The 24826-nt window shown below is 38.9% G+C and carries 19 protein-coding genes; 11 read left to right on the forward strand and 8 right to left on the reverse strand.

Annotated features, from left to right (window positions below):
• Window positions 1-15: 15 nt before the first annotated feature.
• Entirely contained in the window at window positions 16-1005 is a 990-nt protein-coding gene (gene floA, locus K322_RS0105730) for a flotillin-like protein FloA (RefSeq protein ID WP_026626025.1), read from the forward strand.
• Between the two features lie 53 nt (window positions 1006-1058).
• On the opposite strand, the gene K322_RS0105735 is transcribed toward floA, so the two are convergent.
• Window positions 1059-1955: a hypothetical protein gene (locus K322_RS0105735; protein WP_026626026.1), complete on the reverse strand. Its 897-nt coding sequence runs from the start codon at window positions 1953-1955 to the stop codon at window positions 1059-1061.
• A gap of 285 nt (window positions 1956-2240) precedes the next feature.
• Entirely contained in the window at window positions 2241-2765 is a 525-nt protein-coding gene (locus K322_RS0105745) for an NUDIX hydrolase (RefSeq protein WP_026626028.1), read from the reverse strand.
• Window positions 2766-2944: 179 nt separating this feature from the next.
• On the opposite strand from K322_RS0105745, the gene K322_RS0105750 reads away from it, so the two are divergent.
• Window positions 2945-3436: an outer membrane beta-barrel protein gene (locus tag K322_RS0105750; protein WP_026626029.1), complete on the forward strand. Its 492-nt coding sequence runs from the start codon at window positions 2945-2947 to the stop codon at window positions 3434-3436.
• On the opposite strand, the gene K322_RS0105755 is transcribed toward K322_RS0105750, so the two are convergent.
• The 4 genes from K322_RS0105755 to K322_RS0105770 all read right to left on the reverse strand — a co-directional run bounded on the left by K322_RS0105755 (window position 3426) and on the right by K322_RS0105770 (window position 9809).
• On the reverse strand, window positions 3426-5495 hold the full coding sequence (locus K322_RS0105755) for a DNA topoisomerase 3 (protein WP_026626030.1): 2070 nt from the start codon (window positions 5493-5495) through the stop codon (window positions 3426-3428). The two genes, K322_RS0105750 and K322_RS0105755, sit on opposite strands and share 11 nt — an antisense overlap.
• A gap of 167 nt (window positions 5496-5662) precedes the next feature.
• The gene (gene panB / locus K322_RS0105760; RefSeq protein WP_026626031.1) at window positions 5663-6481 is read right to left on the reverse strand and encodes a 3-methyl-2-oxobutanoate hydroxymethyltransferase; all 819 of its coding nucleotides are present in this window, start codon (window positions 6479-6481) and stop codon (window positions 5663-5665) included.
• 207 nt (window positions 6482-6688) lie between these two features.
• Window positions 6689-8212, reverse strand: coding sequence for an OmpP1/FadL family transporter (locus tag K322_RS0105765; RefSeq protein WP_026626032.1), 1524 nt, complete (start codon window positions 8210-8212; stop codon window positions 6689-6691).
• A gap of 184 nt (window positions 8213-8396) precedes the next feature.
• Window positions 8397-9809 (reverse strand): hypothetical protein, encoded by a 1413-nt coding sequence (locus K322_RS0105770; protein WP_026626033.1) that lies wholly within the window; start codon window positions 9807-9809, stop codon window positions 8397-8399.
• Window positions 9810-10342: 533 nt separating this feature from the next.
• On the opposite strand from K322_RS0105770, the gene prmA reads away from it, so the two are divergent.
• From prmA to lpxA, 7 genes are all read left to right on the forward strand, one after another.
• Complete coding sequence (gene prmA, locus K322_RS0105775) at window positions 10343-11185, forward strand: 50S ribosomal protein L11 methyltransferase (RefSeq protein WP_026626034.1); 843 nt, start codon at window positions 10343-10345, stop codon at window positions 11183-11185.
• Window positions 11186-11467: 282 nt separating this feature from the next.
• Window positions 11468-12742, forward strand: a complete 1275-nt coding sequence (locus K322_RS0105780; RefSeq protein ID WP_026626035.1) for a dicarboxylate/amino acid:cation symporter — start codon at window positions 11468-11470, stop codon at window positions 12740-12742.
• 77 nt (window positions 12743-12819) lie between these two features.
• The gene (gene purD / locus K322_RS0105785) at window positions 12820-14091 is read left to right on the forward strand and encodes a phosphoribosylamine--glycine ligase (protein WP_026626036.1); all 1272 of its coding nucleotides are present in this window, start codon (window positions 12820-12822) and stop codon (window positions 14089-14091) included.
• Between the two features lie 17 nt (window positions 14092-14108).
• Window positions 14109-15104 carry a hypothetical protein gene (locus K322_RS0105790; protein WP_026626037.1) on the forward strand — a complete coding sequence of 332 codons (996 nt, stop codon included), beginning with the start codon at window positions 14109-14111 and terminating at the stop codon, window positions 15102-15104.
• A gap of 127 nt (window positions 15105-15231) precedes the next feature.
• Window positions 15232-16278 (forward strand): UDP-3-O-(3-hydroxymyristoyl)glucosamine N-acyltransferase, encoded by a 1047-nt coding sequence (lpxD, locus tag K322_RS0105795; protein WP_026626038.1) that lies wholly within the window; start codon window positions 15232-15234, stop codon window positions 16276-16278.
• Between the two features lie 58 nt (window positions 16279-16336).
• Complete coding sequence (locus K322_RS0105800) at window positions 16337-17722, forward strand: bifunctional UDP-3-O-[3-hydroxymyristoyl] N-acetylglucosamine deacetylase/3-hydroxyacyl-ACP dehydratase (protein WP_026626039.1); 1386 nt, start codon at window positions 16337-16339, stop codon at window positions 17720-17722.
• A 98-nt stretch (window positions 17723-17820) separates the two neighbouring features.
• Complete coding sequence (gene lpxA / locus K322_RS0105805) at window positions 17821-18603, forward strand: acyl-ACP--UDP-N-acetylglucosamine O-acyltransferase (protein WP_026626040.1); 783 nt, start codon at window positions 17821-17823, stop codon at window positions 18601-18603.
• Between the two features lie 80 nt (window positions 18604-18683).
• On the opposite strand, the gene pgl is transcribed toward lpxA, so the two are convergent.
• On the reverse strand, window positions 18684-19406 hold the full coding sequence (gene pgl, locus K322_RS0105810; RefSeq protein ID WP_246037474.1) for a 6-phosphogluconolactonase: 723 nt from the start codon (window positions 19404-19406) through the stop codon (window positions 18684-18686).
• Window positions 19403-20932: a glucose-6-phosphate dehydrogenase gene (zwf, locus tag K322_RS0105815; protein ID WP_026626042.1), complete on the reverse strand. Its 1530-nt coding sequence runs from the start codon at window positions 20930-20932 to the stop codon at window positions 19403-19405. The genes pgl and zwf overlap by 4 nt, the downstream gene beginning before the upstream one ends.
• 469 nt (window positions 20933-21401) lie before the next feature.
• Between zwf and K322_RS0105825 the strand changes: the two genes are divergently transcribed.
• Together K322_RS0105825 and K322_RS0105830 are read left to right on the forward strand one after the other, a co-directional pair.
• The gene (locus tag K322_RS0105825) at window positions 21402-22466 is read left to right on the forward strand and encodes a hypothetical protein (RefSeq protein WP_026626044.1); all 1065 of its coding nucleotides are present in this window, start codon (window positions 21402-21404) and stop codon (window positions 22464-22466) included.
• Window positions 22429-24804 carry a hypothetical protein gene (locus tag K322_RS0105830; protein ID WP_026626045.1) on the forward strand — a complete coding sequence of 792 codons (2376 nt, stop codon included), beginning with the start codon at window positions 22429-22431 and terminating at the stop codon, window positions 24802-24804. The genes K322_RS0105825 and K322_RS0105830 overlap by 38 nt, the downstream gene beginning before the upstream one ends.
• Window positions 24805-24826: the final 22 nt, after the last annotated feature.

Below are 24826 nucleotides of genomic sequence, written 5' to 3' on the forward strand. Positions count from 1 at the left end.
AAACCTGAATAAATTATGCCGATTTTATTTGTCGCAATTGCAGTATTAGCAGTCATACTTCTGCTGATATTCTTTTATTACGTTCCGTTCTTCTTGTGGATTAATGCAATCTCTGCGGGAGTTCGGGTTTCATTGATACAGTTGTTCTTGATGCGTATTCGCCGGGTTCCTCCCCGTACTATCGTCACAGCTATGATAGAGGCTCATAAAGCAGGATTGAAAACAATCACGAGAGACGAACTGGAGGCTCACTATCTGGCAGGCGGTCATGTCGAAAAAGTTGTACATGCTCTTGTATCTGCTTCTAAAGCTAATATAGATCTTTCGTTTCAGATGGCTACAGCAATAGACCTTGCGGGTCGTGATGTATTTAATGCTGTACAGATGTCGGTAAACCCGAAAGTTATAGATACACCTCCTGTTACGGCAGTTGCCAAAGATGGTATTCAGCTGATAGCTAAAGCCCGTGTAACGGTTCGTGCCAATATCAAACAGTTAGTCGGAGGAGCAGGTGAAGAAACCATATTAGCCCGTGTGGGTGAAGGTATTGTATCGTCGATCGGTTCATCCGACAGTCATAAATCGGTGTTGGAAAATCCAGACTCTATATCTAAACTTGTATTGCGTAAAGGTCTTGATGCCGGTACTGCATTTGAGATCCTTTCAATTGATATTGCCGATATCGATATAGGTAAGAATATCGGAGCTGTATTACAGATCGATCAGGCACAAGCCGATAAAAATATTGCTCAGGCAAGAGCTGAAGAACGTCGTTCGATGGCGGTGGCTCTTGAACAGGAAATGAAAGCGAAAGCTCAGGAAGCCCGTGCTAAAGTGATTGAAGCGGAAGCCGAGATACCAAAAGCGATGGCAGAAGCTCTCCGCAGCGGCAATCTTGGGGTGATGGATTATTATAAAATGCAGAATATCCAGGCCGATACCGAAATGCGTGACTCTATCGCACGTCCTTCAGGAGGAAGCAATAGTAAAACGGATAAAAAATAATCATTATATCAAAGAGCATAAGGCGGTTGTTTCGGAAGATACAACCGCTATTTTTATATCATATTGAATGTACCTTCGTTCGGATAGATTAGAAGATATTCTTCGGTCTTTTCATCAGCATAGGCGATTTTAACGCCTGCAAACATAAGTCCGTCTTCCTCTAATGCTTCAATAATTGTTTCCGTTGCGATGTCTTTATCTACCACATAGCAGAAGAATGTTGCTATGTCAAAGGTGTAGTCTCCTCCGTCGCAATGTCCGTTTCCCGTCCATCCCAAACAATTATTCAAACAAGCCTCTATGTCTTCAATCTGCTTGTCGATGGCGGAAGGCTTGGTATTCTTTTCCACCGGATATTGTATGATCAGTTCGGTGAGATTGATGTCTTCGCTATAACCCCGCTCATGATATGTTTTGATGGCTTTAGCCATAGCTATTCGTGGAGGAAGGTGGTCTTCGTCACTTGGTTTGGCGAAGCTTTCAGTTTCACCGATTTCGCCAAGAATGCCTTCGTGAGATGTAAGGATGTCTTCTTCATCTATCCACATTTCGAAATAGTGAATCTGCCCTTCTGTATTTTTATACAGTTTGACCATGTCTCTTTCTTCTTCCTCTTTGAAGGTCGATGTATCGTCAGACCATGAGCGAAGGTCGGGTAACTTACAGTCGGTATAATAATCATCAAATAGATGGATTACCTCTTCATTGTTGCTGTACCGTTTACTAAGATGCTTGAAGTCGTCATCCGAACCGAATACCAGTCGTGTCTCTACCTTATATTGACCTGCTTCAATACTTATCTGTAGGTAGATGCTGTTATCTATAGGACTTTTCGGTTCGAGTATAATGTAGCAATCTTCGTCTTCTTTCAAAGACAAAATTGCTTGTTTTAGAATCTCTTTATCGTGTTTGCGAACAGAATCTCCGTTCTCTATTAGTTTAAATTGCATTATATCTTGTTTTTTTTAGATTATATTGAAAAGGTTACAAAAGTAACGGAGTCAATGAATAGTTATCAATAAACAATTATCAGTAATCAATTTCAAAAAGGTAACAAAGGTGACGTCAAAATTGCACTTCTTCGGTTGTTCCTTTTTTTCTTGTAACCCCTTTTTATTGATCATTGTTAAAAAAAGGTTACAAAGGTGACTCACTTTATGTACACTTTTCATTGTTACTTTTTCCTCTTTCATCTGGTCACTGTTAACAGACTTTCTCTATAGATAAAAATAATCTTATTTGTATTTTTCGAGTAAATTGTCAATGCCCGAGTTTAAGAAATGCTTGAAGTCCAATTCGAAATTAGGTGTGAAAATATCTTTTCCCAATTGATCTGCTATTTCTGAAATATTCCAGAACCTCCCGTCTGTAACCTCGTTCATATCGGCATGAGGAGTTTCATTAGAAATGGAATAAAAGCAGTAAGTGAGTTCTCTTTCTCTATCTGTTTCGATAATGTATTTTTGGATAAAATGTATGGTTACGTCTTGTAGCCCTATTTCTTCTCGCGCTTCGCGTTTAGCTGCAATTTCGGGCGTTTCACCCAGATCTATATGTCCGCCTACCGATGAGTCCCACTTATTGGGTTGTATGTCTTTAGTTGCTGATCTTTTTTGGAGATATAATTCGCCCTTACTGTTAAATATATGGAGGTGTATAACCGGATGTAAAAGCTTCGATCCGCTATGGCATTCTTTTCGGGAGGCTTGTCCTATAACATTGCCATCTTCATCTACCAGCGGGAAAATTTCTTCTTGCATTCTTTTTTGTACAAAGATAATTCTTTTTGTTCTTTTTCTGTAGTTTAGATCCCTTATCAGAAATATCCCCGTACGTAAGAAAACCCATTCACTCAATCAGAAACTGAATCTCATTATTTTTAGGTATTGATGGTGAATATAAGAATATCTACTTTTGAGAAACACTAATCTCATAATATATGAAAAAGACACTTATCACAATTTTATTTGCAGTACTATGTATTTGTACTTACGCTCAAAAATCGTCACTCGTATTTGACCTGAACTATCGTTCTAAGATTGATGATGCCAAATATGGTATAGGAGCCAATTATCGTTACTCTCTGCCATATAATATCCGTTTAGCAGCAAATGTTACAGCTTATATTCCTTCGGATAGTAACTTGGGTTTAGATATAAGTATTAACGGTCACTATCTGGTGAATATAATAGATAACTTTCGGCTTTATCCTGTAATTGGGGTTGTTGCAAGCAACAATAGTTTTTCGGCTGTTCCGAACAACCGAAATATAACGGATTTTGGCTGTAATCTAGGATTAGGAGCCGAGTTTGACTTATCTGATCGCGGGTTTTTGAATTTCGAATTTCATCAGTTATTATTGAAAAAAGAGAAGCCCGAATGGTATTCTAATTATGCAATCTTTTCGATAGGGTATGGCATCAGGTTTTAAGAAATTTTCTTAATTCGTCATTGCTCATATTTTCTACATTGCCATCGAACGGAAGGCGGTAAGTACATCCTGCTTTCCATTCCGAGCAACCATATGCCGCTTTTCCTTTCAGCAGTTTTCCTTTTTTGCAAAGAGGGCAGGTAACTTCTTTATCTGTTTTCTTTGCTGATGCTTTTGCTTTCTTTTCTCCGGTGTCTTCTTTTTTCTTTCTCGGTGAAGATTTCTTCTCCGGCTTTTTTTCGGGTTCTTTTACTTCTTCTATCTCGATAGATTTTTGACTCCAATCGTTTCTTACATTAGTGACTACCTGTATCAGCATTTGCTTCAGTTCATCAATAAACACCCGTGTGTCATATTGGCTGCGCTCTATCTGTCTCAGCTTATTTTCCCATATTCCGGTTAATTCTGCCGATTTAAGCAGCTCTTCCTGAATGGTTTGTATTAGCTGGACACCGGTGATCGTTGCAAAGAGGTTTTTCTTTTCTTTACGTATGTAATTCCGTTTAAATAAGGTTTCTATAATAGCTGCACGGGTTGAGGGGCGGCCAATTCCATTTTCTTTTAAGGCGTCTCTCAATTCTTCATTATCCACTAACTTTCCGGCGGTTTCCATTGCACGCAGTAGAGTTGCTTCGGTGTAATATTTAGGAGGGGTAGTCCATTTTTCGTTTAATGATGGTTCGTGTGGACCGTTTTCACCTTTTATAAAATCGGGAAGAATATTTTCTTCGTCTTTGTTATTATTTTCATCATCGGCAGAATTATTAGCCGATTGTTTTTCGAAAACAACACGCCATCCCGGATCCAGTATTTGTTTTCCGGTTACTTTAAATTCTACTTTAGCGGCTTCTCCCAGCACGGTTGTTGTGGATACTTTACAATTCGGATAAAAAACAGCGATGAAGCGGCGTGTGATCAGATCGTAAACCTTGCGTTCGTTTTCGCTGATGGCTGTTGCTCTTACACCTGTTGGAATGATAGCATGGTGGTCGGTAACCTTGCTGTTGTCGAATACTTTTTTCGACTTCTTTATTTTACTTGCCAATACAGCTTCTACCAGGGTTTCATACCCATACAGTCCTTTAAGTGTAGCAGGTACTTTCGGAAAAATATCGTCACTCAGAAAAGTGGTATCTACACGAGGGTAGGTGGTCAGCTTCTTTTCATAAAGGGACTGAATTGTTTTTAGTGTGTCTTCTGCCGAGAAGGCGAATTTCTTGTTACATTCTACTTGCAGCGATGTAAGGTCGAATAGTCTTGGAGGATACTCTTCTCCATTTTTAGTCGTAACATCTGTAACTTCGAAGATACTGTCTTTTATTTCATCGAGAAATTTTTTTCCTTCTTCGACAGTAGTAAATCTGCCTTTTGTAGCCGAAAATGTCGTATCCCTGTAGATGGTTTTAAGTTCCCAATAAGGTTCTGGCTTGAAATTTTCTATTTCGAGTTGTCTGTTTACTATCAGAGCCAGAGTAGGAGTTTGTACACGTCCGATGGATAATACCGATTTGTTTTGTCCGTATTTAACTGTGTATAGACGGGTCGCATTCATCCCAAGCAGCCAATCGCCGATGGCACGGGATAATCCGGCTTCGTATAGTTTATCGAATTCTTTTTGCTCCCTCAGTTTCTGAAAACCTTCACGGATGGCATCTTCGGTAAGCGATGATATCCAGAGTCTCTTAACCGGGCACTTGCATTGGGCTTTCTGCATTACCCACCGTTGGATCAATTCTCCTTCTTGTCCCGCATCACCGCAGTTTATCACTTCGTCTGCTTTGGCTATAAGATTTTCAATTACACCGAATTGTTTGATTACCCCGTCATTGTCCAGAAGTTTTATTCCAAATCGGGGAGGTATCATCGGTAACACATCTAAAGACCAGCGTTTCCATTGCGAATAGTATTCGTGGGGTTCTTTGAGTGTACAGAAGTGCCCGAATGTCCAGGTCACCTGATATCCATTCCCTTCAAAGTAGCCGTCTTTTTTACTGTTGGCTCCTAATACATTGGCAATTTCACGGGCTACACTGGGCTTTTCGGCTATACAAACTTTCATTATCGCTTTGGGTATTCTTTAGTTTCGATCAGTAAATATAATTAAGGTCTAAACCTCTTTTATTGCTTTGGTTATTTCTATGTCTCTAAATAAAACCAAGGCTGCAATTATGCCTTTTCGACAGATTGCAGCCTGTGTGTCTTTATCTTTTTTATCTGTCAGAGATGTTAATAGCTTTCGTTCTGGTTGGGGAAGTCACGGGTTTTTACATCCTCTATATAGCTCTGTACCGCTTTGGTCATTATTGTATGTAAGTCGGCATAACGGCGCAAAAATTTAGGGGAGAATCCCTTATTTATACCGAGCATATCGTGTATAACCAAAACCTGTCCGTCAACCTCACCTCCTGCACCAATACCTATAATCGGAATACTTAATTCTTTAGATGCCTGTCCGGCGAGTTGAGCCGGGATTTTTTCCAGAACAATACCGAAACAACCTATCGATTCGAGTAAGCGGGCATCTTCGAGTAGCTTCTTGGCTTCGTCTCCATCTTTGGCTCTTACTGCGTAAGTTCCATATTTATTGATGGACTGAGGCATTAATCCCAAATGTCCCATAACGGGTATTCCTGCATCGATTATTTTCTTTATATCGTCAATTATTTCTTTACCGCCTTCTATTTTCAAAGCATCGGCTCCGGTTTCTTTCATGATGCGGATAGCCGCTTCCAAAGATTGAGTAGGATTTCCCGAGCATGTCCCGAAGGGCATATCTATAACAACTAATGCGCGCTTAACACCATTCACCACTGATCTTCCGTGATAGATCATCTGATCGAGGGTCATGGGTAGGGTGGTGACATTACCGGCCATTACATTTGATGCTGAATCTCCTACAAGGATAGCATCCATCCCCGCTTGATCAACAATCGACGCCATCGAAAAATCATATGAAGTAAGCATTGATATTTTCTCGCCTCGCTGTTTCATTTCCTGAAGGCGGTGTGTGGTTACTTTCCTGTTATCTTCTGTATAAGTTGACATGATAGTTTAAATAAAAAATAATGAAGCAAAGGTATAAAAAGCAAGTGGAATAATCTGAGAAAAAAGAAAAAGCTGCACTATCCATCCGGATTCTGTACAGCTTTTCTATTTTGAATTACAGAAAGTATTAATGTTATACTTTTAGTTTATAATGTTTTACTCGCCAGAGTAATAAATAGGTCTGAGACCTTACTTTTTACTATTTTATCAGAATCGGCAGCCGAAAGTTATCAGACCTGAGAACTGATTCGTTTTCAATTCTACTTTGTCTGAATCCTGATAAAGGTATAGGTCATCTTTTCTGTTTTTTATTACAAAAGCGATATCTGTGTAAAAATTTGGAGTGAACTTATAACCTAGTCCCCATGTAAAGTGATTTGCATCTCCTACGATTGTATATTGAGGTACAGTTCCTGCAGTTTCAGGAATTATATTTCGGTCTTTAACTTCTTTTTCAAATGGACTTTGTTGCCACATATAACCAACGCGTCCCGAAAACTGAGGTGTGAATCTGATTTCTGCACCTACTCGTATTGTTGATGAATTTTTGAAATATTGTTCTGTTAGACCATTTTCCCGACTGAAGTTATAATCTCTGTCGTATCTGTTAGACAGGTTGGTTTTACTGTAATTAGTTAATTCATAATCTGCACTGATTATTGCATATTGACCGATTATACCAGCAAGGCTGAATATCCATTTGTCAGGTGTTCTTAATTTATAATCATTAGATGCTCCGCCTTCTCTGTATCCGGGTGTACCAATTAATTCACTATTCCATGATGCATCTACTACTCCGTAGTAACGATCAGTCATGTTATACCAAGTAGGAGAGTGGTATGCAGCACCGATTCTCAATTCTTTTATAGGTTTAAAGATAAGTCCTGCTTTTACCTGCCATCCTGTACCATCTGTTTTCAATTCATTATCCAGATAATAATCATCGTTGTTTGACGAGAATTTTTCGTATAATGTAGATGATAAGTGATAGTCTATATCGGTTACGGCTACCGTAAGCCCGATGCTAAGTATATCATCGATTGTCGTTCCGACATTAAAATCATATGAACTGACGTTACCTTTTTCTTGAATATAAAGGTCTGTATTAGCTGTTTCCGTCGTATTTTCTTGTCTGAATGTAGGAATAAAAGTTTTGCTGTCTGTTTCGTCAATTAGATAGCCGCTATAACCTAATACGCTCATCCAATCATTAGCAGTGTTATATCCGTTGCCTGATGTGATATTGTCAAAGTCTTTTTGGTTATTAGCTCTATCTGCCAAGTATTGAGTAAAGGACTGATTCAGCCCATTTGCTCCTGCCCTGTATTTACGGTTAAAAGACTTTAGATTATTGTATGAAAATCCGAAATTGATTAATGGAACCACATCGCTTTCGATAGGAACTGTTCCTACGAAGGCTAAATTGTCGAAGTTTACTTTAAATTTTTTATCATCCATGCTGTTTCCCGAAAAATTCGACTTGATGGATGTATTAGCAAAATTAAGAGTGGTAACGATTTCCGATTTTGTGTATACTCCGATACCGGCAGGGTTTATTGCAATTCCCGAGACATCACCTCCTAAGGCTCCGAAAGCTCCCCCCATTGATACCGATCGGGCTGTTCCTTTCAAATCGTTGTATGACAGGTTAAAAGCATCCAGTGAGCCTTGAGCTGAAGCTCCTCCGGCAATGGATGTTAAAACTAAAGCTAGTGTAAAAACTCTTTTCATAATCTATTTTTGTTTCTTAGAACGAAAGTTGCCCTATTATTAAAGCAACTTTCGTTTTTATTTTTATTAAATAACAGCAAGTATTAATGATATATTTAAATTTATAAAAGACTTTAGCTGTTATGCTTACCAAAGTAATAAAAGGGTCTGAAACCTTAATATATCCAAGATCGCTTATCTGATTTTATCTGCGGCTGCTGCGTCCGCCTCCGCCTCCACCAGAAGAGCTACGGCTGCTGCCTCCACCTCCGCTGTACGAGGATCCTCCTGATGAAGACCGTCCGCTGCTGTAAGACGAAGACCTGCCCGAATCGTAAGATCTACTGCTGCTTGACGAAGATCGACCTGAGTCGTAAGATCTGCTGGAGCTTGATGAACTTCCGCTATTGTAACTTCTTGAACTAGAGGATCGTCCACTGGTGGAAGTTCTTTCTGAACTAGATGAAGACGATGTTCTTCCCGATGAATATCTTCCGGAATTAGAAGATGATGTTGTTCCCGAATTATCGCTTGATCCTCTTGATGACGAAGATGTTCTGCCATTGGAGTATATACGTCCTGTACTCGCATCATAAGTTGCATCACGGTTTATATAAGTACGTCCTGATGAAGTTCTTCCTCCCGTATTCAATGGTCTTGTGCTGATACCTGATTCTCTGGATGATGTTCTTCCTCCGGTGCTGTATCTTCCATCGGTTGCAGAAGTGCGACCTGAACTATATCGGCCGCTTGAGCGGACATTGTCACTGCTGTAGCGTCCTCCGCTGGAAGTACGGCCGGAACTGTACCTTCCGCCTTCTGAAGATCTACCTCCTGAATATCTTCCGTTATCTCTTGATGAAGAGTATCTGCCTGAAGAATTATTACCGTATCTGCCGGCACTGTTTCGACCATTACTATAATAATTGCGTGAGTAAGGTCTTGAATACCATGGGTCGTGCCATCCGCCGGACCAGCCCCATCCGCCAGACCAACCTCCGTACCAACCACCATACCAGCCGGAATACCAACCACCCCATCCCCAATAAGGACGGCTATACCAAGAGTAATAACCGGGGTAGTACCATGAATCCCAGTACCAGGGATCCCAACTGCTGTATGAATAGTACCAAGGGTTATATCCTATTCCCCAACGGAAACTGGTATTCCATCCGCGAGAGTAATAATAATCGTCATATACGTCGTTTATAACATATACATTGATATCATCATCGCTGGTAATTGTTACACTGTTTGCGGGATTGTGGTATTTTACGATACGGTCGGTGTATTCGTATTGCGCATCGTCTTCATCGTATGCCAATGTGTCATTCTGCGAATAAACATTTGCATTTCCGCCTCTGCGATTGTAAGCGTCTACATCCACATTTACATTACCATTGGTGTAAATGTCCATATCGCTGTTTCTGTTAGAAACGGCGATATTTGTATTGTTCTGTTTCGTATTGGAGGTCTTTGAAACTGGGGTTTCAACCTTTTGCGTTTTAGTGGTTTCTTTTTTTTGAGGGGAAGATCCGTAGATATCATCGCCCCAGTCCTGAGAGAAACCAGCCAATGGTAATAACGCAGCCAATATTAATAATTTGCCTTTTTTCATTGTTTTATCTCCTCTCCTTATATTTTTTTTGAATCGTTTTTCTTGTTCCTAAATTAGACTACAGATAGTCTTTAAAGGTTTAATCTTAGTGTGAGCTATTTTTTGTATCATATAGATAAGATGCAAAAAGTGTGCAATTGTTGCGTCTGAAATCTATAAATAAGTTAAAAGCGACAACGGTCTTCCCTATAAGTAAAGAACAATTATATATAAACTAATGTTCGATGTCTTCATGCTCTTAATTTAGAGCAGAAAGGTAATAAAAAAACTTAATGGCCAAATGTGTTATAATGTGAAAAGAGAGCCTGATACTCGAAAATGAAGTTAAAAAGAGTAATTTTGTCTTAGAAATAGCACGAAAGGTTTAAAATAAAGGTCTTAGACCTACTTGTCACTTTGGTAATGAACAATCAAATAACAGTATATGGTTAGATGTTATTTATTACTTAATCGTGTTTCTTATCGTAAATCATAGTTCTGATATATATATTTAAATAAAAAATGGGTCGGAGACCTTAAAACCAGAAATTCAGATGGATTATATTGAAATAGATTTTGTTTGTAGACCTCATGATGAGGTTGTAACGGAAGTACTTTCTGCAACCTTGGGGGAAATAGGGTTCGAAAGTTTTGTTGATACCGAGTTGGGGATCAAAGCGTATATTCAAACTCAGGTTTTTGACAAGGGTGCTCTGGATAGTTTGTTGTCCGATTTTCCGGTGGAAGCTTCTTTCGATTATAAAATATCAGAAGTAGAAGACCGCAATTGGAATGAAGAATGGGAAAAGAATTACTTCCAGCCTCTGGTTATCGATGATCGTTGTATTATACAAAGTACGTTTCATAATGCACCTGCTACTTATGAATACAATATTTATATAGATCCCAAAATGGCATTCGGTACCGGTCATCATCAGACAACCGAACTGATGATAAGAGAAATTCTGAATGAAGATTTCTCAGGTAAGTCGTTGCTTGATATGGGATGCGGTACTGCTATTCTTGCCATCTTAGCGTCTATGAGAGGCGCAGACCCAATTGAGGCGATAGATATAGATGAATGGGCATATGATAATGCAAAAGAAAATCTGAATCTCAACAAAGTATCGAACATTGAGCTGAAGATCGGAGGGGCGGATCTGCTTCATGCTGATAAGACGTTTGATGTTATTCTGGCTAATATTAACCGGAATATATTGTTGAATGATATTAATGTCTATGTTTCAGTGCTGAATAAAGGAGGAACTCTATATATGAGCGGCTTTTATAAAGAAGATATTCCTGTAATACAGGCTGAATGCGAGAAAAATGGCTTGTTATTCGATCACTTTAATTCGAAAGATAATTGGGTAGCTGTGAAATTTCTGAAAAATTAGATTCTGTTAGATATTTGTATGTCTTTCAAAACGGTTGCTTTTTAACTAAAAGGCAACCGTTTGTTTTTGTTTCGTGGGTTTATGTTCGTTAAAAAGACATATTTTTGATAATATGTTTATATATTTGTATGTTTTGGGTTTCAACGGATGTGGAAATTATAAAAGGGGTTAGTTTTTCAGTTTCAAGGTTGTCGCTTTTTGCTGACTTTGTAAACATAATAGCAACGGGTAATTGTTGCTTTAGAATACGTTGTTAAATACTTTCTGTTACTTGATTTATCTATGGAAATAAAAGAAACTAAGAATTCCGCCGGTAATAAGCTGTTTTATTATATTGTATTGTCTCTTATATTGGGAATCATTCTTGGTCAGTGTGTTCATATGTTTTGCCCGTTAAGAGTGATGACTCTTGTTGCCGAGAATATAAAACTGTTAGGTACGATATTTATCCGGCTGATTCAGATGATTGTGGCTCCATTGGTGTTTTGTACTATAGTGGTTGGTATAACCAAGATGGGAGATGCTAAGATGGTCGGGAGGATAGGAGGAAAAGCCCTGCTTTGGTTTATTTCGGCTACATTGGTTTCCTTGTCGATAGGACTGATCTGGGTAAATGTTTTACAACCGGGCGCAGATTCCGGTATTGATATACATAATACTGCAAGTGCAAAAGAATTACTAGGTAAAACTCAGGAGTTATCTCTGGCTGAGTTTGTAAATCATGTTGTGCCCAAAAGTCTATTTGAGGCTTTGGCTCATAATGAGATCTTGCAGATATTGGTCTTTGCCGTTATTTTCGGTATTGCTTTAGGATCATATGGAGAGAAAGGACTTCCGATATCAAGAGCATTGGATACTATTACTCATGTTATTTTGAAAATAGTAGGGTATGTTATGTGGGTTGCTCCTGCTGCGGTATTTGGAACGGTGACAGCTGCTGTAGCTATGCATGGATTGTCTATTTTTAAAGTTTATGCCCATTTTTTGCTCGCTTTTGTTATCGGTATCGCAACCCTTTGGGTTGTTCTTATTCTTGTAGGGTATGTTATTCTTGGCAAAAGAGTTTGGTCATTGATAAAGATTATCGGCAACCCATTACTGATTGCTTTTTCTACATCGAGCAGCGAAGCTGTGTTTCCGAAACTTGTTCAGGAATTGGAACGATTTGGCTGTAAGTCGAAGATCGTATCGTTTATTCTACCTTTGGGATATTCGTTCAATCTCGATGGCAGTATGATGTATATGACCTTTGCCAGTATATTTATTGCTCAGCTTTACGGTATAGAAATGAGCCTCAGTTCTCAGATCGTAATGCTGTTGGTGTTGATGCTTACCAGTAAGGGAATTGCAGGTGTGCCTAGAGCCTCTTTGATTATTATAGTGGCTACGTGTTCTATGTTCGGCATTCCTCCCGAAGGAGTTGCATTGTTGTTGCCTATAGATCATTTTTGCGATATGGCGCGGAGCATGACCAATGTTTTAGGAAACGCCTTGGCTACAACGGTTGTGAGTAAATGGGAGGGAGATCTGGATGCTCCTGTTGTTGATTCTGAATAATTCTCTGTAATAGATATCCGTAATAAATAGGAAGATTATTAACTTTACGGACTTAACCAGTAAACCAATATTACCTTATGAACATTTTATTGTTAGGAAGCGGTGGGCGTGAGCATGCTCTGGCTTGGAAAATAAAGCAAAGTACGCGCGTTAGTAAGCTTTTTGTGGCTCCCGGTAATGCCGGAACCCGACTGATTGCCGAAAATGTAAATATCTCTGCGACTGACTTTGCTGCGATAAAAGCTTTTTCTTTGAAAGAAAAAGTAGATATGGTTGTTGTGGGACCCGAAGATCCTTTGGTGAAAGGTGTATATGATTTTTTTCAGACTGACGATTCTTTAAAACACATTCCGGTAATAGGTCCCTCTAAACACGGAGCTCAGCTGGAGGGCAGCAAAGATTTTGGAAAGCAGTTTATGATGCGCCATAATATACCGACGGCAAGATACAAAAGCTTTTCGGCGAGTGAGCTTGAAGGTGCGTATGATTTTCTGTCGGAACTGAATCCTCCTTATGTTTTAAAGGCCGATGGTTTGGCTGCAGGAAAAGGTGTAGTTATTCTAGATGATCTGGGTTTGGCAAAAAACGAACTGAAAGCAATGTTTGACGGACGTTTTGGCGATGCGGGATCAACTGTTGTTATCGAAGAGTTTTTGTCGGGAATTGAATGTTCTGTTTTTGTAATGACCGATGGCGATTCGTATAAAATATTACCTGTCGCAAAAGATTATAAGCGGATCGGAGAAGGTGATACCGGAGCTAATACCGGAGGAATGGGGGCTGTATCGCCTGTGTCTTTTGCCGATGCGGATTTTATGAAAAAAGTAGAGGAGCGTATTGTTATCCCTACTGTTGAAGGTCTGAAAAAAGATGAGATTGATTATAAGGGATTTATTTTTGTCGGGCTTATTGCTGTTGACGGCGAACCGATGGTAATTGAGTATAACGCCCGTATGGGAGACCCTGAAACTGAGGTTGTGATGCTCCGTATTAAGTCCGACTTTGTGGATCTACTGGAAGGGGTTGCGACACAAACTCTTCGGGATAAAATCTTGGAAATTGATACCCGCTATGCTACAACGGTGATGCTTGTTTCCGGTGGGTATCCCGGTGATTATGAAAAAGGAAAACCTATTGCCGGATTAGATGGTGTATCGGGTAGTATAGTGTTTCATGCCGGAACAAAATTAGCAAACGGGGCTGTTGTTACAGATGGCGGACGTGTATTGACTATTAGTTCTTATGGCGAAACAAAAGAAGAGGCTTTATCAAAATCTTTTAAGAACGCAACAATCGTTTCTTTTGCAGGGAAGAACTACCGTAAGGATATCGGTTTTGATTTACAATAAGGTTACAGACCATATACATGGATATAGTTAGATCTTTTAAAAGAGGAGTGATTGAGAATAAAAATCTGATTTTTTTCTCAATCATTCTTTCGTGTTTTCTTCGCTTAGGCTTCTTCTTTTCTGTGGCAGATTATACTCCTGAAAAGTTAGGAGCAGGATATTTGTGGAGAGGATTGTTATTGGATATTCTGTCCGACAAACTTATCTCTGCGGCTTTTAGCTTTGCTTCGGTAGTAGGTCTAGCTCTTTATCTCGGACAGATTAATGCCCGTTATGCATTGATTCGTACACGGACATACATGGTTCCCTCACTGGTGATTTTTGTGTTTAGTCTGCATCCGGCTTTTTTATTTATGACTCCTCAGTATATTGGAGTGATGTCTGTTTTGTTGTCGATATATATTCTTTTGTCGACGTATCATCAGAATAATGTCTCCGGAAAATCTTATTCGATAGGATTTTTTCTTGCGGTGGGTAGTATGTTTTCGTTTTATACGCTTACATTTTTTCCTCTGTTTCTGATAGGACTTAGTATGATGAGGTGTTTTCGTTTCAAGACTGTTGTAGCGATGTTGCTGGGTGTTGCATCAATATATTGGCTTGCCTTTTTTGTCTTTCTTGCGATAGGGGATACAGCCGCTTTCGTAGCACCTTTCCTTTCTTTATATCCGATAGTGGATCTTTCATTTGAACAATCGGCACTTTTCGATTTGTATTATCTGGTTCCTGCTACTCTATTAGGCTGTTTGTTGTTTTTCTATTATCAGGCAAACTCATTTCATGATAAAATAAGGATCAGGACAAATATGATGTTCTTTTATTTATGTTTCATCTTATCAATCCTGTCTTGCTGGTTTATTGTATATGATCCGAAGTTAGATGCATACCTGATTGTGATAAGCGGAGCGCTGCTGCTGTCGCATTTCTTGTCATTGGCCGTTGTACGGTGGAAAGTGATATTATTCTATCTTCTTGTATTACTGTGTGTGGCGGTTTATATTTACAATTTGTAAAACGTATAATAAAAGCTATATTAACGGTTTGAGTCATAATTTCGTCTAAAATATATTTATTATTGGAAAATTATTCCTTATTTCGCAATCTAAAACTTTAAATATTCCAGATATACATATTAAATATATGCAACTCTCTTTTACTGCTCAACAAATTGCAGAAGTACTTAAGGGCACCATTGAAGGTGATCCTAACGTGTCTGTAAGCAATTTTTCGAAAATTGAAGAAGGAAAGCCCGGAACTCTGACTTTTCTTGCAAACCCGAAGTATACTCATTATATATATGATACCGATGCGAGTATTGTGTTGGTAAATTCAGACTTTGTTGCGGAAAAACCGGTTAAGGCGACTCTTGTAAAAGTTTTCAATGCTTATGCATCCCTTGCAATATTGCTTGATATGGTGGAAAAGTCGAAGCCAAAGAAGGTAGGGGTCGAAGCAATGAGCTATATTGCCGAAACTTCAAAAGTAGGTTCTGATATTTATGTCGGGGCTTTTGCGTATATAGGGGAGTATGCCTCTGTTGCTGATAATGTGAAAATTTATCCGCAAGTGTACATCGGAGACGGATGTACTATCGGCGAAAATACAATTTTGTATCCGGGAGCGAAAGTTTATCCGGGTTGTAAAATCGGAAAAAACTGTATTATTCATGCCGGAGTAGTCATCGGGTCGGATGGTTTTGGCTTTGCTCCGGAAGACGGAGTGTATAAAAAGATACCTCAAATGGGTATTGTAATTATCGAAGATGATGTTGAGGTCGGGGCAAACACTACAATAGATCGTGCCGTAATGGATGCTACTATTGTTAGAAAAGGTGTTAAGTTGGATAATCTTATTCAGGTTGCTCACAATGTCGAGATAGGAGCTAATACGGTAATGGCTGCTCAGGTCGGTATTTCGGGATCTACTAAAGTTGGCGATCATTGTGTTATCGGAGGACAGGTAGGACTTGGAGGACATATTACTATCGGCAACAATACAAGTATCGGAGCTCAATCGGGTATAATAAGCAATATAAAAGAGGGTTCTCAAATTTTAGGGTCACCTGCGATACCTGTGAAGAATTTCTTTAAGTCGAGCGTGATTTTCCCTAAATTACCGGATATGTATCGTCAGATAGCTCAACTGGAGAAGGAAATTAAGGAGTTGAAAGAAACATTAAATAAATAATATAAAGAAACGAGTCATATTTGACAAGAGAAAGTAAATATTACTCTAGAGAAATAAAATGGAAAAGCAGAAAACGCTACAAGGAAGTTTTACACTGAAAGGAAAGGGGTTGCATACCGGTTTACCTATAACCATAACATTTAATCCTGCTCCTGAGAATCATGGATATAAAATAAAACGAGTAGATCTTGAAGGAGAGCCTGTAATTGACGCTTTGGCGGAAAATGTAGGTGCTACCCAAAGAGGAACCGTATTGATGAAAGGAGATGTTCATGTCAGTACTGTAGAACATGCTATGTCTGCGTTGTATGCACTAGGTGTTGATAACTGTCTTATAGAAGTCAATGCTCCTGAATTTCCGATATTGGACGGCAGCTCGATAGAGTATGTTAAAGAAATAAACAGAGTGGGGCTTGTTGAACAAAATGATGACAGGGACTACTTTGTCGTGAGAAGAAAAATCGAAGTGAAAGATGAAGAGAGCGGATCAAAGCTTATTCTTCTTCCCGATGAAAATTTTTGCGTCAATTCTTTTATTGAATTCGAATCTAAATATATACCCAATCAATCGGCTACATTGGATGACCTGACTCAATTTGAGAAAGAGATTGCAAGTTGCCGTACTTTTGTTTTTGTCAGAGAAATACAGCAATTGTTAGGAGCCGGATTAATTAAAGGCGGTGATCTGGATAATGCAATTGTGATTTACGAAAGACAAATTTCTCAAGAAGATTTAGATAAGTTAGGTGATCTTTTGGGCGTTCCTCATAAAGATGCGTCCGAATTGGGTTATCTCAATCATAAGCCTCTTCAGTATGCGAATGAACCCGCACGTCATAAGTTACTTGATATAATCGGGGATATGGCTTTGATTGGTAAGCCGATTAAAGGCCGTGTGATAGCTACACGTCCCGGTCATAAAATAAATAATCAATTGGCTCGTGCTATTCGTAAACAGATCAAACTGAACGATGTTCAACCCCCTGTGTATGACGTTAGCAAAGAGTCTTTGTTAGATATCAATAAAATTAAAGAACTTTTGCCGCACCGCTATCCATTTCTGATGGTTGACAAGATTATCGAAATTGGACAGAAGCACATTGTCGGTGTGAAAAATATAACAGTAAATGAGCCTTTCTTTGCTGGTCATTTTCCTCAGGAACCTGTTATGCCCGGAGTATTGCAGGTTGAGGCTATGGCACAAGTCGGAGGTCTGCTTGTATTAGCGGGTGTTGAAGAACCGGAGAGGTATTCGACTTACTTCCTGAAAATAGATAATGTGAAATTCCGTCAGAAAGTAGTTCCCGGAGATACTTTGATCTTTCGTTTAGATATGATCTCTGAGATCAGACGTGGTATTGCTATTATGAAGGGGTATGCATTCATCGGAGAGAAAGTAGTCTCTGAAGCGGAATTTACTGCGCAAATCATTAAGAATAAATAAGGTCGCAGACCTATGTGTTACTTTGGAAAGAGAAACAGCCAAAGTTGATTATATTCGAAAGATGTTTCATTAAACTTTAACAATTACTAATTTGTAATATGTCAGAAATTTCACCGAATGCATTTGTTCACCCGAATGCTAAAATAGGAAAAGACGTTATAATAGAGCCATTCTCATTTATAGACGATAACACAGAGATAGGAGACGGAGCGCATATTATGTCTGGAGCCAATATCAGGTATGGTGCACGTATCGGGAAACATTGTATAATACACCCGGGGGCAGTAATAGCCGGGGTTCCTCAGGATTTAAAATTCAAAGGAGAAGACTCACTTGCTATTGTGGGTGATTATACTACAGTACGTGAATGTGCCACAATAAGCAGGGGAACAAGTTCAAAAGGTACAACTAAAGTAGGAAGTCATTGTCTTTTGATGGCATATAGCCATGTTGCACACGACTGTGTGCTTGGAGACTATATTATATTGGGTAATGCTACTCAGCTAGCCGGAGAAGTGGAAGTCGATGATCATGCAATATTGAGTGGGGGAACTTTGGTTCACCAATTTACACGTATCGGAAAACATGTGATGATACAAGGCGGTACACGTTTGGGTAAAGACATTCCTCCTTTTGTGATTGCTGGAAGAGAGCCTGTTACTTATGCCGGAATCAATCTTGTAGGTTTGCGTCGCAGAAATTTCTCGAATGAACAAATTAACCAGATTCAGGAAATATACAGATTGTTATATCAATCGGGTCTGAATTTTTCGGATGCTGTTGTAAAGATCGAACAGGATTTTGAACGTACACCTGAAATGGAAATGATAGTTGATTTTGTAAAATCATCGCCAAGAGGTATTGTGAGAGGATATCTTTAATGATTTGATTTACGATAGGATAAAAATAAAGAGGTTGCTTATTTTATAAGCAACCTCTTTATTTTTTGTATAATAGATAATTATAGCAGGCTTGCTGCATCTTCGTCCAGAAACCAATATAGTTTTCCGAAATTCGGATTTACACGTGCTGCCGGATAACTATTGATAAACTGCTCGCGTTGCTGTATAATTTCTTTTACCTTTAGAGCCTTATCTTTTCCCATAGCGAGGAAAACGATGTTTTGAGAATTATTTACAATACGTCCCGTAAGACTGATTCGTGTCATGCCTGATGTCGGATGTTTTGCCACAACACATTTTTTCGGACTGTCCCATAGATTGATCTCATAAGGGAATATCGAAACAGTGTGCCCATCATCGCCAAGTCCGAGCATCATTATGTCAAAAGAAGGAGTTTCATCTACATATGGAACAAATCCTTTGATAATATTACTGTACCAGATAGCCTCTTCATCGGGTTCTCCTTCTCCATGTATACGGTGTATCTGCCTTTTTGAAATAGCCGGAACCTTGCTGAACAAAAATTCTTTTGTCATCCCATAATTACTGTGTTCATCTCCCGGAGGCACGCAGCGTTCATCACCCCAAAAGAAGATAATCCGTTTCCAGTCAATCGAATCCTGGCAATTTTCAGCCCAGTATTTAAAAATCGATTTTGGGGTTGTTCCTCCTGATAAAGATATATTAACCAGCTCTTTGTTCGCTAACTCTTCATTCAGGAACGCAGTGAATCCCTCGCTCAGGGTTTCTGCGTCTTTGTACACTTTTACTATATCTTTCATAATTCACAATATATTCCGTCGTCGGATAGGTTTTTGCATGGATATCTCCATGTCATGTTTTTGCCCTCTATAAGGCTGTCTGCGACATTGGGTCCCCACGATCCGCAAGGATATCCATACAATGGAGCCTCGGGGTTGTTTTGCCAGTAATCGAGTATCGGCTGCACAAAACGCCATGCTGCCTCCAATGCATCACCTCTGGTGTAAAGGGTCGAGTCTCCCAGCATAGCATCCAGTAAAAGGCGTTCGTATGCTCCGGGTACATAAGTGTCTTGGAGTTGCGAATAATGAAAATCCATATTCACTTCTTTTACTTTGTAGCCGGCTCCCGGTACTTTCATTCCTGTTTTGAGGAGTATACCTTCGTCCGGATGTATTCTGATAACGAGAATGTTGCCGTCATTGCAATATTCTTTATTGTCAACAAACAAATTGAGAGGTGTCGGGCGGAAATGTATAACTATCTCTGATACTCGTGTCGGAAGATGTTTCCCTGTACGAATATAGAACGGAACATCTCCCCACCGCCAGTTGTCTACAAATAATTTCAATGCTACGTATGTTTCAGTACGCGAATCAGGGTCTACACCTTTTTCTTCGCGGTACCCTTTCTGGGGCTTGCCTTTTACCTTAGCTGTAGTGTATTGTCCCCTTATAACATTGTTTAGAATGTCTTCCTGCGATAGCGGGCGAATGGCCTGAAATACTTTTAGCTTTTCATTGCGTATTGCATCTGATCCTATTACTGTAGGAGGTTCCATTGCAACAAGTGCCAATAGTTGAAGTAGATGATTTTGAATCATGTCTCGCAATGCTCCCGAGTGGTCATAATAACCTCCACGGTTCTCCACTCCCAGACTTTCGGCTGCGGTAATTTCGACATGATGTATATAATTGCGATTCCACAATGGTTCGTAAATACTATTCGAAAACCGTGTAACCAGCAGGTTCTGAACTGTTTCTTTTCCAAGATAGTGATCCATGCGGTATATTTGGTCTTCTTCGTAGTCGGCCAACAACCCTTTATTGAGATATACTGCCGATTTTAGATCAGTTCCGAAAGGTTTTTCTATAACGATACGGCGTATTTTACCCTTTGCTTTATTAAGTCCCTGTTCAGCCAGAAATTTGGGAATAAGAGGGTATAGATTAGGTGGAGTTGATAAGTAAAACAGATAGTTGCCGTTTGTACCCTTTTCCGAATCCAATAGGGACAACTTTTCGGTTAATTTTGCGTAATCTTTTGATTCGTCCGTGTTAATGGATAAGTAGAACAGTTTATCTGCAAAATGGTCGACTTCTGATTGCGGCGCATCTTTAGATAAGGAAAACTGCCGTATACCTCCAATCATTTTTTCTCGGAATGAGTCATCCGAGAAATCACTGCGTGCTACTCCCAGCATTACAAAATTATCCGGTAATGATTTCTGTTTATACAAATCAAACAAAGCGGGCACTAGTTTACGATAAGTAAGATCTCCCGATGCTCCGAATATTACGAGTATTTGATCCTGTATTTTTTTCATAAAATGTATTGTATCTCTAACTGCTTGTTTCATGTGCATTTTGTACAAATCTTCGGTTGTTTGACAATCGAAGCTATGGAAAGGTCTCAGACCTTGGATGACTATTGAATTATAAATCAACATCTAAAGTTACTTATTTATTGTAACTTTTCTATCCAGAGCTTTAATATTTTTTATAAAAAGAGGGATGAAAACGATCAAATTGCTGAAATAAAGCAATTTGATAACCTGTAATAGTTGATTAATATTATCTATGCGATTAACTGTCTTTGTTATTACATTTTGGTCTGCTGAGAAATTTATTAAGGTACTAGACCTATTTATTGCTATACCAATCATAATAACGTCAGAAAGTTATGCCTGAAAATGCCTTTTGAAATACTTGCTGTTACTTAGATAAAATATTACCTTTGAAATAGACTCTTTAAGTAATAGATAGGTCTTAGACCTTAATTTCTGATATTGTAATATGATTGTGAAATTCCGATATACGGCTTGTGTAATATTATTGCTTTTCTTAGCATTGACAGCTTGTGTCAAAGAGACTCGAACCCGTGATGAGCAAAGGTCTTTTTGTTATTGGAAGACTCAATATGACTTTGATGAAGCCGATAGCACTATCTGGTCGCAGATGGGAGCCAATCATATGTATGTACGGTATTTTGATGTAGGCTGGGATGTGTTTTCGAAAATGGCAAAGCCTGTCGGGACAATCAAAGCCGGTACAGATTCGCTATATTGTAAACATATAACTCCGTCTGTTTTTTTTTCGAATATAGTTTTTTTGAAATCAACCGAGGGGCAGCTCGATACTCTCGCTCTAAGAATTAGAGACCGCATTGAGGAAGTGAACAGTCGATTTGAAAAACAACAGTTCGGATCGAAATATTCTGATATCCTCATTGATTGTGATTGGTCGCAAAAGAGTAAAGACAATTTTTTTTACTTTGTTCAGCGTCTGAAAGAAGTAATTCCTGATAAAGAAATTACAACTACTTTACGCTTGTGGCAGTATAAGAATCCAACTGCGGCGGGTATTCCTCCTGTAGATAGGGTATTATTGATGTGTTACAATGTGCAGGCTGCAAATGAATATGATGCCAAAAATTCGATAGCGACCATTGATGAAATAAAGAAATATGTACAAGGGGTAAAATATCCTCTGAATATAGACTTGGCTTTGCCTGTATTTTCATGGGGTGTTATTTTCAGAAACCAGCAGTTTAAAGGTGTTATCCGTAATGCAAAAAACGAGGATTATATCAATTCGAGATATACCAGGATCGGAGAAAATCGGTTTATGTTAAACACCGAAATGGTAATAGGCGATTTTTTTGCGCGTCCCGGAGATGAAATAAGGATAGAAGGGTTGAACCAGATGGAGTTGGAAGAACTGGCCGACTACCTGTATAAGAATGTAAAAATAGATAAGTATTCACGTATCACTTTCTTTTCGTGGGACTTTAGCTCTAAAATACTAAAAAGAAAACAGATAAATGAGATTAAAGGTATTTTTGATCGGACTGGCCGTTAGTCTGATCTTTTGTAAAAAAACAACAGCTTGCGGATATTACGAGTATGACTGGGAAAATCGTCCCATGACGTTCAGAGCTGCTTTGCCATCCATGGACAATATGCAGCCTTTTTGGTATACAACGGCTGTACGTTATCATTCTATGCATCCCGATCCTATGTCGAACGATCGTAAAAGAAATATCGGGGAGTGGCAAAAAGCGACTTCACCGGATGTGAAACTCGATGATATATACGTCATCCAGTATGAAACTTCGGCAACGGATTTTATTATGGCATACGAAACCGATGGACTTAAAGCTTGGGCGGAGAAAAACACATTAGTCGCTTATTTGATAAGGGATAAGAAACATAAAGACCTTTTAGAATATCTGTTGTTTGCTAAAGAAGCCGAAGTATCGGTTAATGATTTACAGGATCCTGATTTTCAATTTGAAGAATGGGGCACGGTAAATGCAAAGACTGATGAGAAAAGGACACAGTTATTTCTTAGAGCCGAACATAAATATAAGAATGTAAAGTCTTCTTTCTTAAAAGACCGTTATGCGTTTCAGGTTGCGCGTTTAGGTTGGGAATCCGGTAATTTTGAAACATCTTCCCGTATTTTTAAATCTCATTTCGGATCGGTAAAGCCTGATAATCTTATGAGTGCTTGGGCGGCTCTATTTTGTGCTATGTCTTTAGACAGGCAGGATAGTAAAGCTGAGGCCAATCAATTGTATATTCAGTGTTTTGATAATTGCGATGAGAAAAAGCTGCGTTGTGCCCAAATGTATAATGATACTGTTCAGACTCCTAAATGGTTTACAGCAAAAGAGAAAAGTATTGATGCCGTAATAAGGTCTATTCAATATCCGGGGCGTGAGCTTGACCGAATGCAGCAAATCGAAACATGGGATAAAAATTCGTCTTATATGCCGTTTCTGGTAATGAGAGAGGTTTGTAAATTGGAAGATTGGCTTTTGTCTACAGTATATTGGAAATCGGAGGAGGGAACTTTAGGCTGTAAAGATAAAGAACCCGCTTATCAGAGGTGGTTTGAAGACTCTGCAAAGAACAATCAGGAAACCGATTTGAAATATCTGGCGAGGTTGAAAAGTTTTATACTAAAATTGAAGGCCGAGTCAAAAGTGCAGTCTTATAAAGATTACTACTCCCTAGCCCTAGCCCACTTGAGTTTACTCGAAGAGAATAAACAGGATGCGGTAAAATATTTAGCTATGATATCATCTAAGGCTGACGAGTCGGTTCAGATACAAAAAGTGATTGAAGATGCTTGGATTTGGGTTAAAACCGAAGATGTAACAACAGAACGTTTTAAAACAGGGTATCTGTCGAAACTAAAAGCAATCAGAAAATATTTACCCGAAGCAGACAATAAGGAGAACCTTTCGGATCCGTGTTACGAAAACTCCCGTGTGTATTTTACTTTGAATCTGGCTTTGGCTAATGAATTTTACAAAAAGGGTGATATTGTCTCTATGTGCCTGTTGAAAACAGCTTATGATTTCGAACAGAGTTATCCGAAAGATTATCAGGTTCCGGCTTTTGCATCCGAATATTATGGAAGGCTTCGACTATTTGATATGTATGCTTCAACTTCTGATATGGATAAACTGATAATTCTTATTGAGAAGCAAAATAAAACTGATTTTGAGAAGTTCTTATGTAACCAGCCTTTTAATAAAATAGATGCTTATAAAGATCTGAAAGGAACTATTGCCTTTCGCAATGGGGATCTCAAACTGGCTTTTGAAACTTTCAAAAGTATGGATCAACAGTTCTGGAAAAATAATTACGAGTATGCGATGTACTTGAATGAAGATCCTTTTGTGCCTAAATTCTTTAAGACCAAGAGAGATTTCGGATATGAATTTAATAAAACCAGATTTGTAAAATCTTTGCTGGATCTGGAGGTGTTGGCCGCTGGTAAAGACAAGAAGAAAGTTGCTGATACTTATCTTAAGCTAGGGCATGCTTATTATAATACCTCTTATTACGGAAACTCGTGGATGATGATGTCTTATGGATGGAGTTCGGGAGATAGCTATTATACTCCGAATCCGAAGGAAACATGTGCATCAATGTGGATCAAAAATTATAGAACACCCAGCTTGGCTACCGGATATTATCAAAAAGCTTACAGTATGGCACAAGATAAAGAACAGAAAGCGTATGCGACATTGATGTTAGTTAGCTGTTATTCATTGTCTGATGATCCGAAACAGAATAAACCATTGATTACGCAATATTCGAATGAATATGAACGTCTTTATCGAAAGAAAACATTGTTTGACAAACAAAATGAATGCTTGTTATATGAAGCTTTTGTAAAATAAGGTTCATGGTTAAGAAAAAAGT

It is taken from the genome of Indolivaga capnocytophagoides DSM 22835, from assembly GCF_000426485.1.
Lineage (GTDB): Bacteria > Bacteroidota > Bacteroidia > Bacteroidales > Dysgonomonadaceae > Dysgonomonas_A > Dysgonomonas_A capnocytophagoides.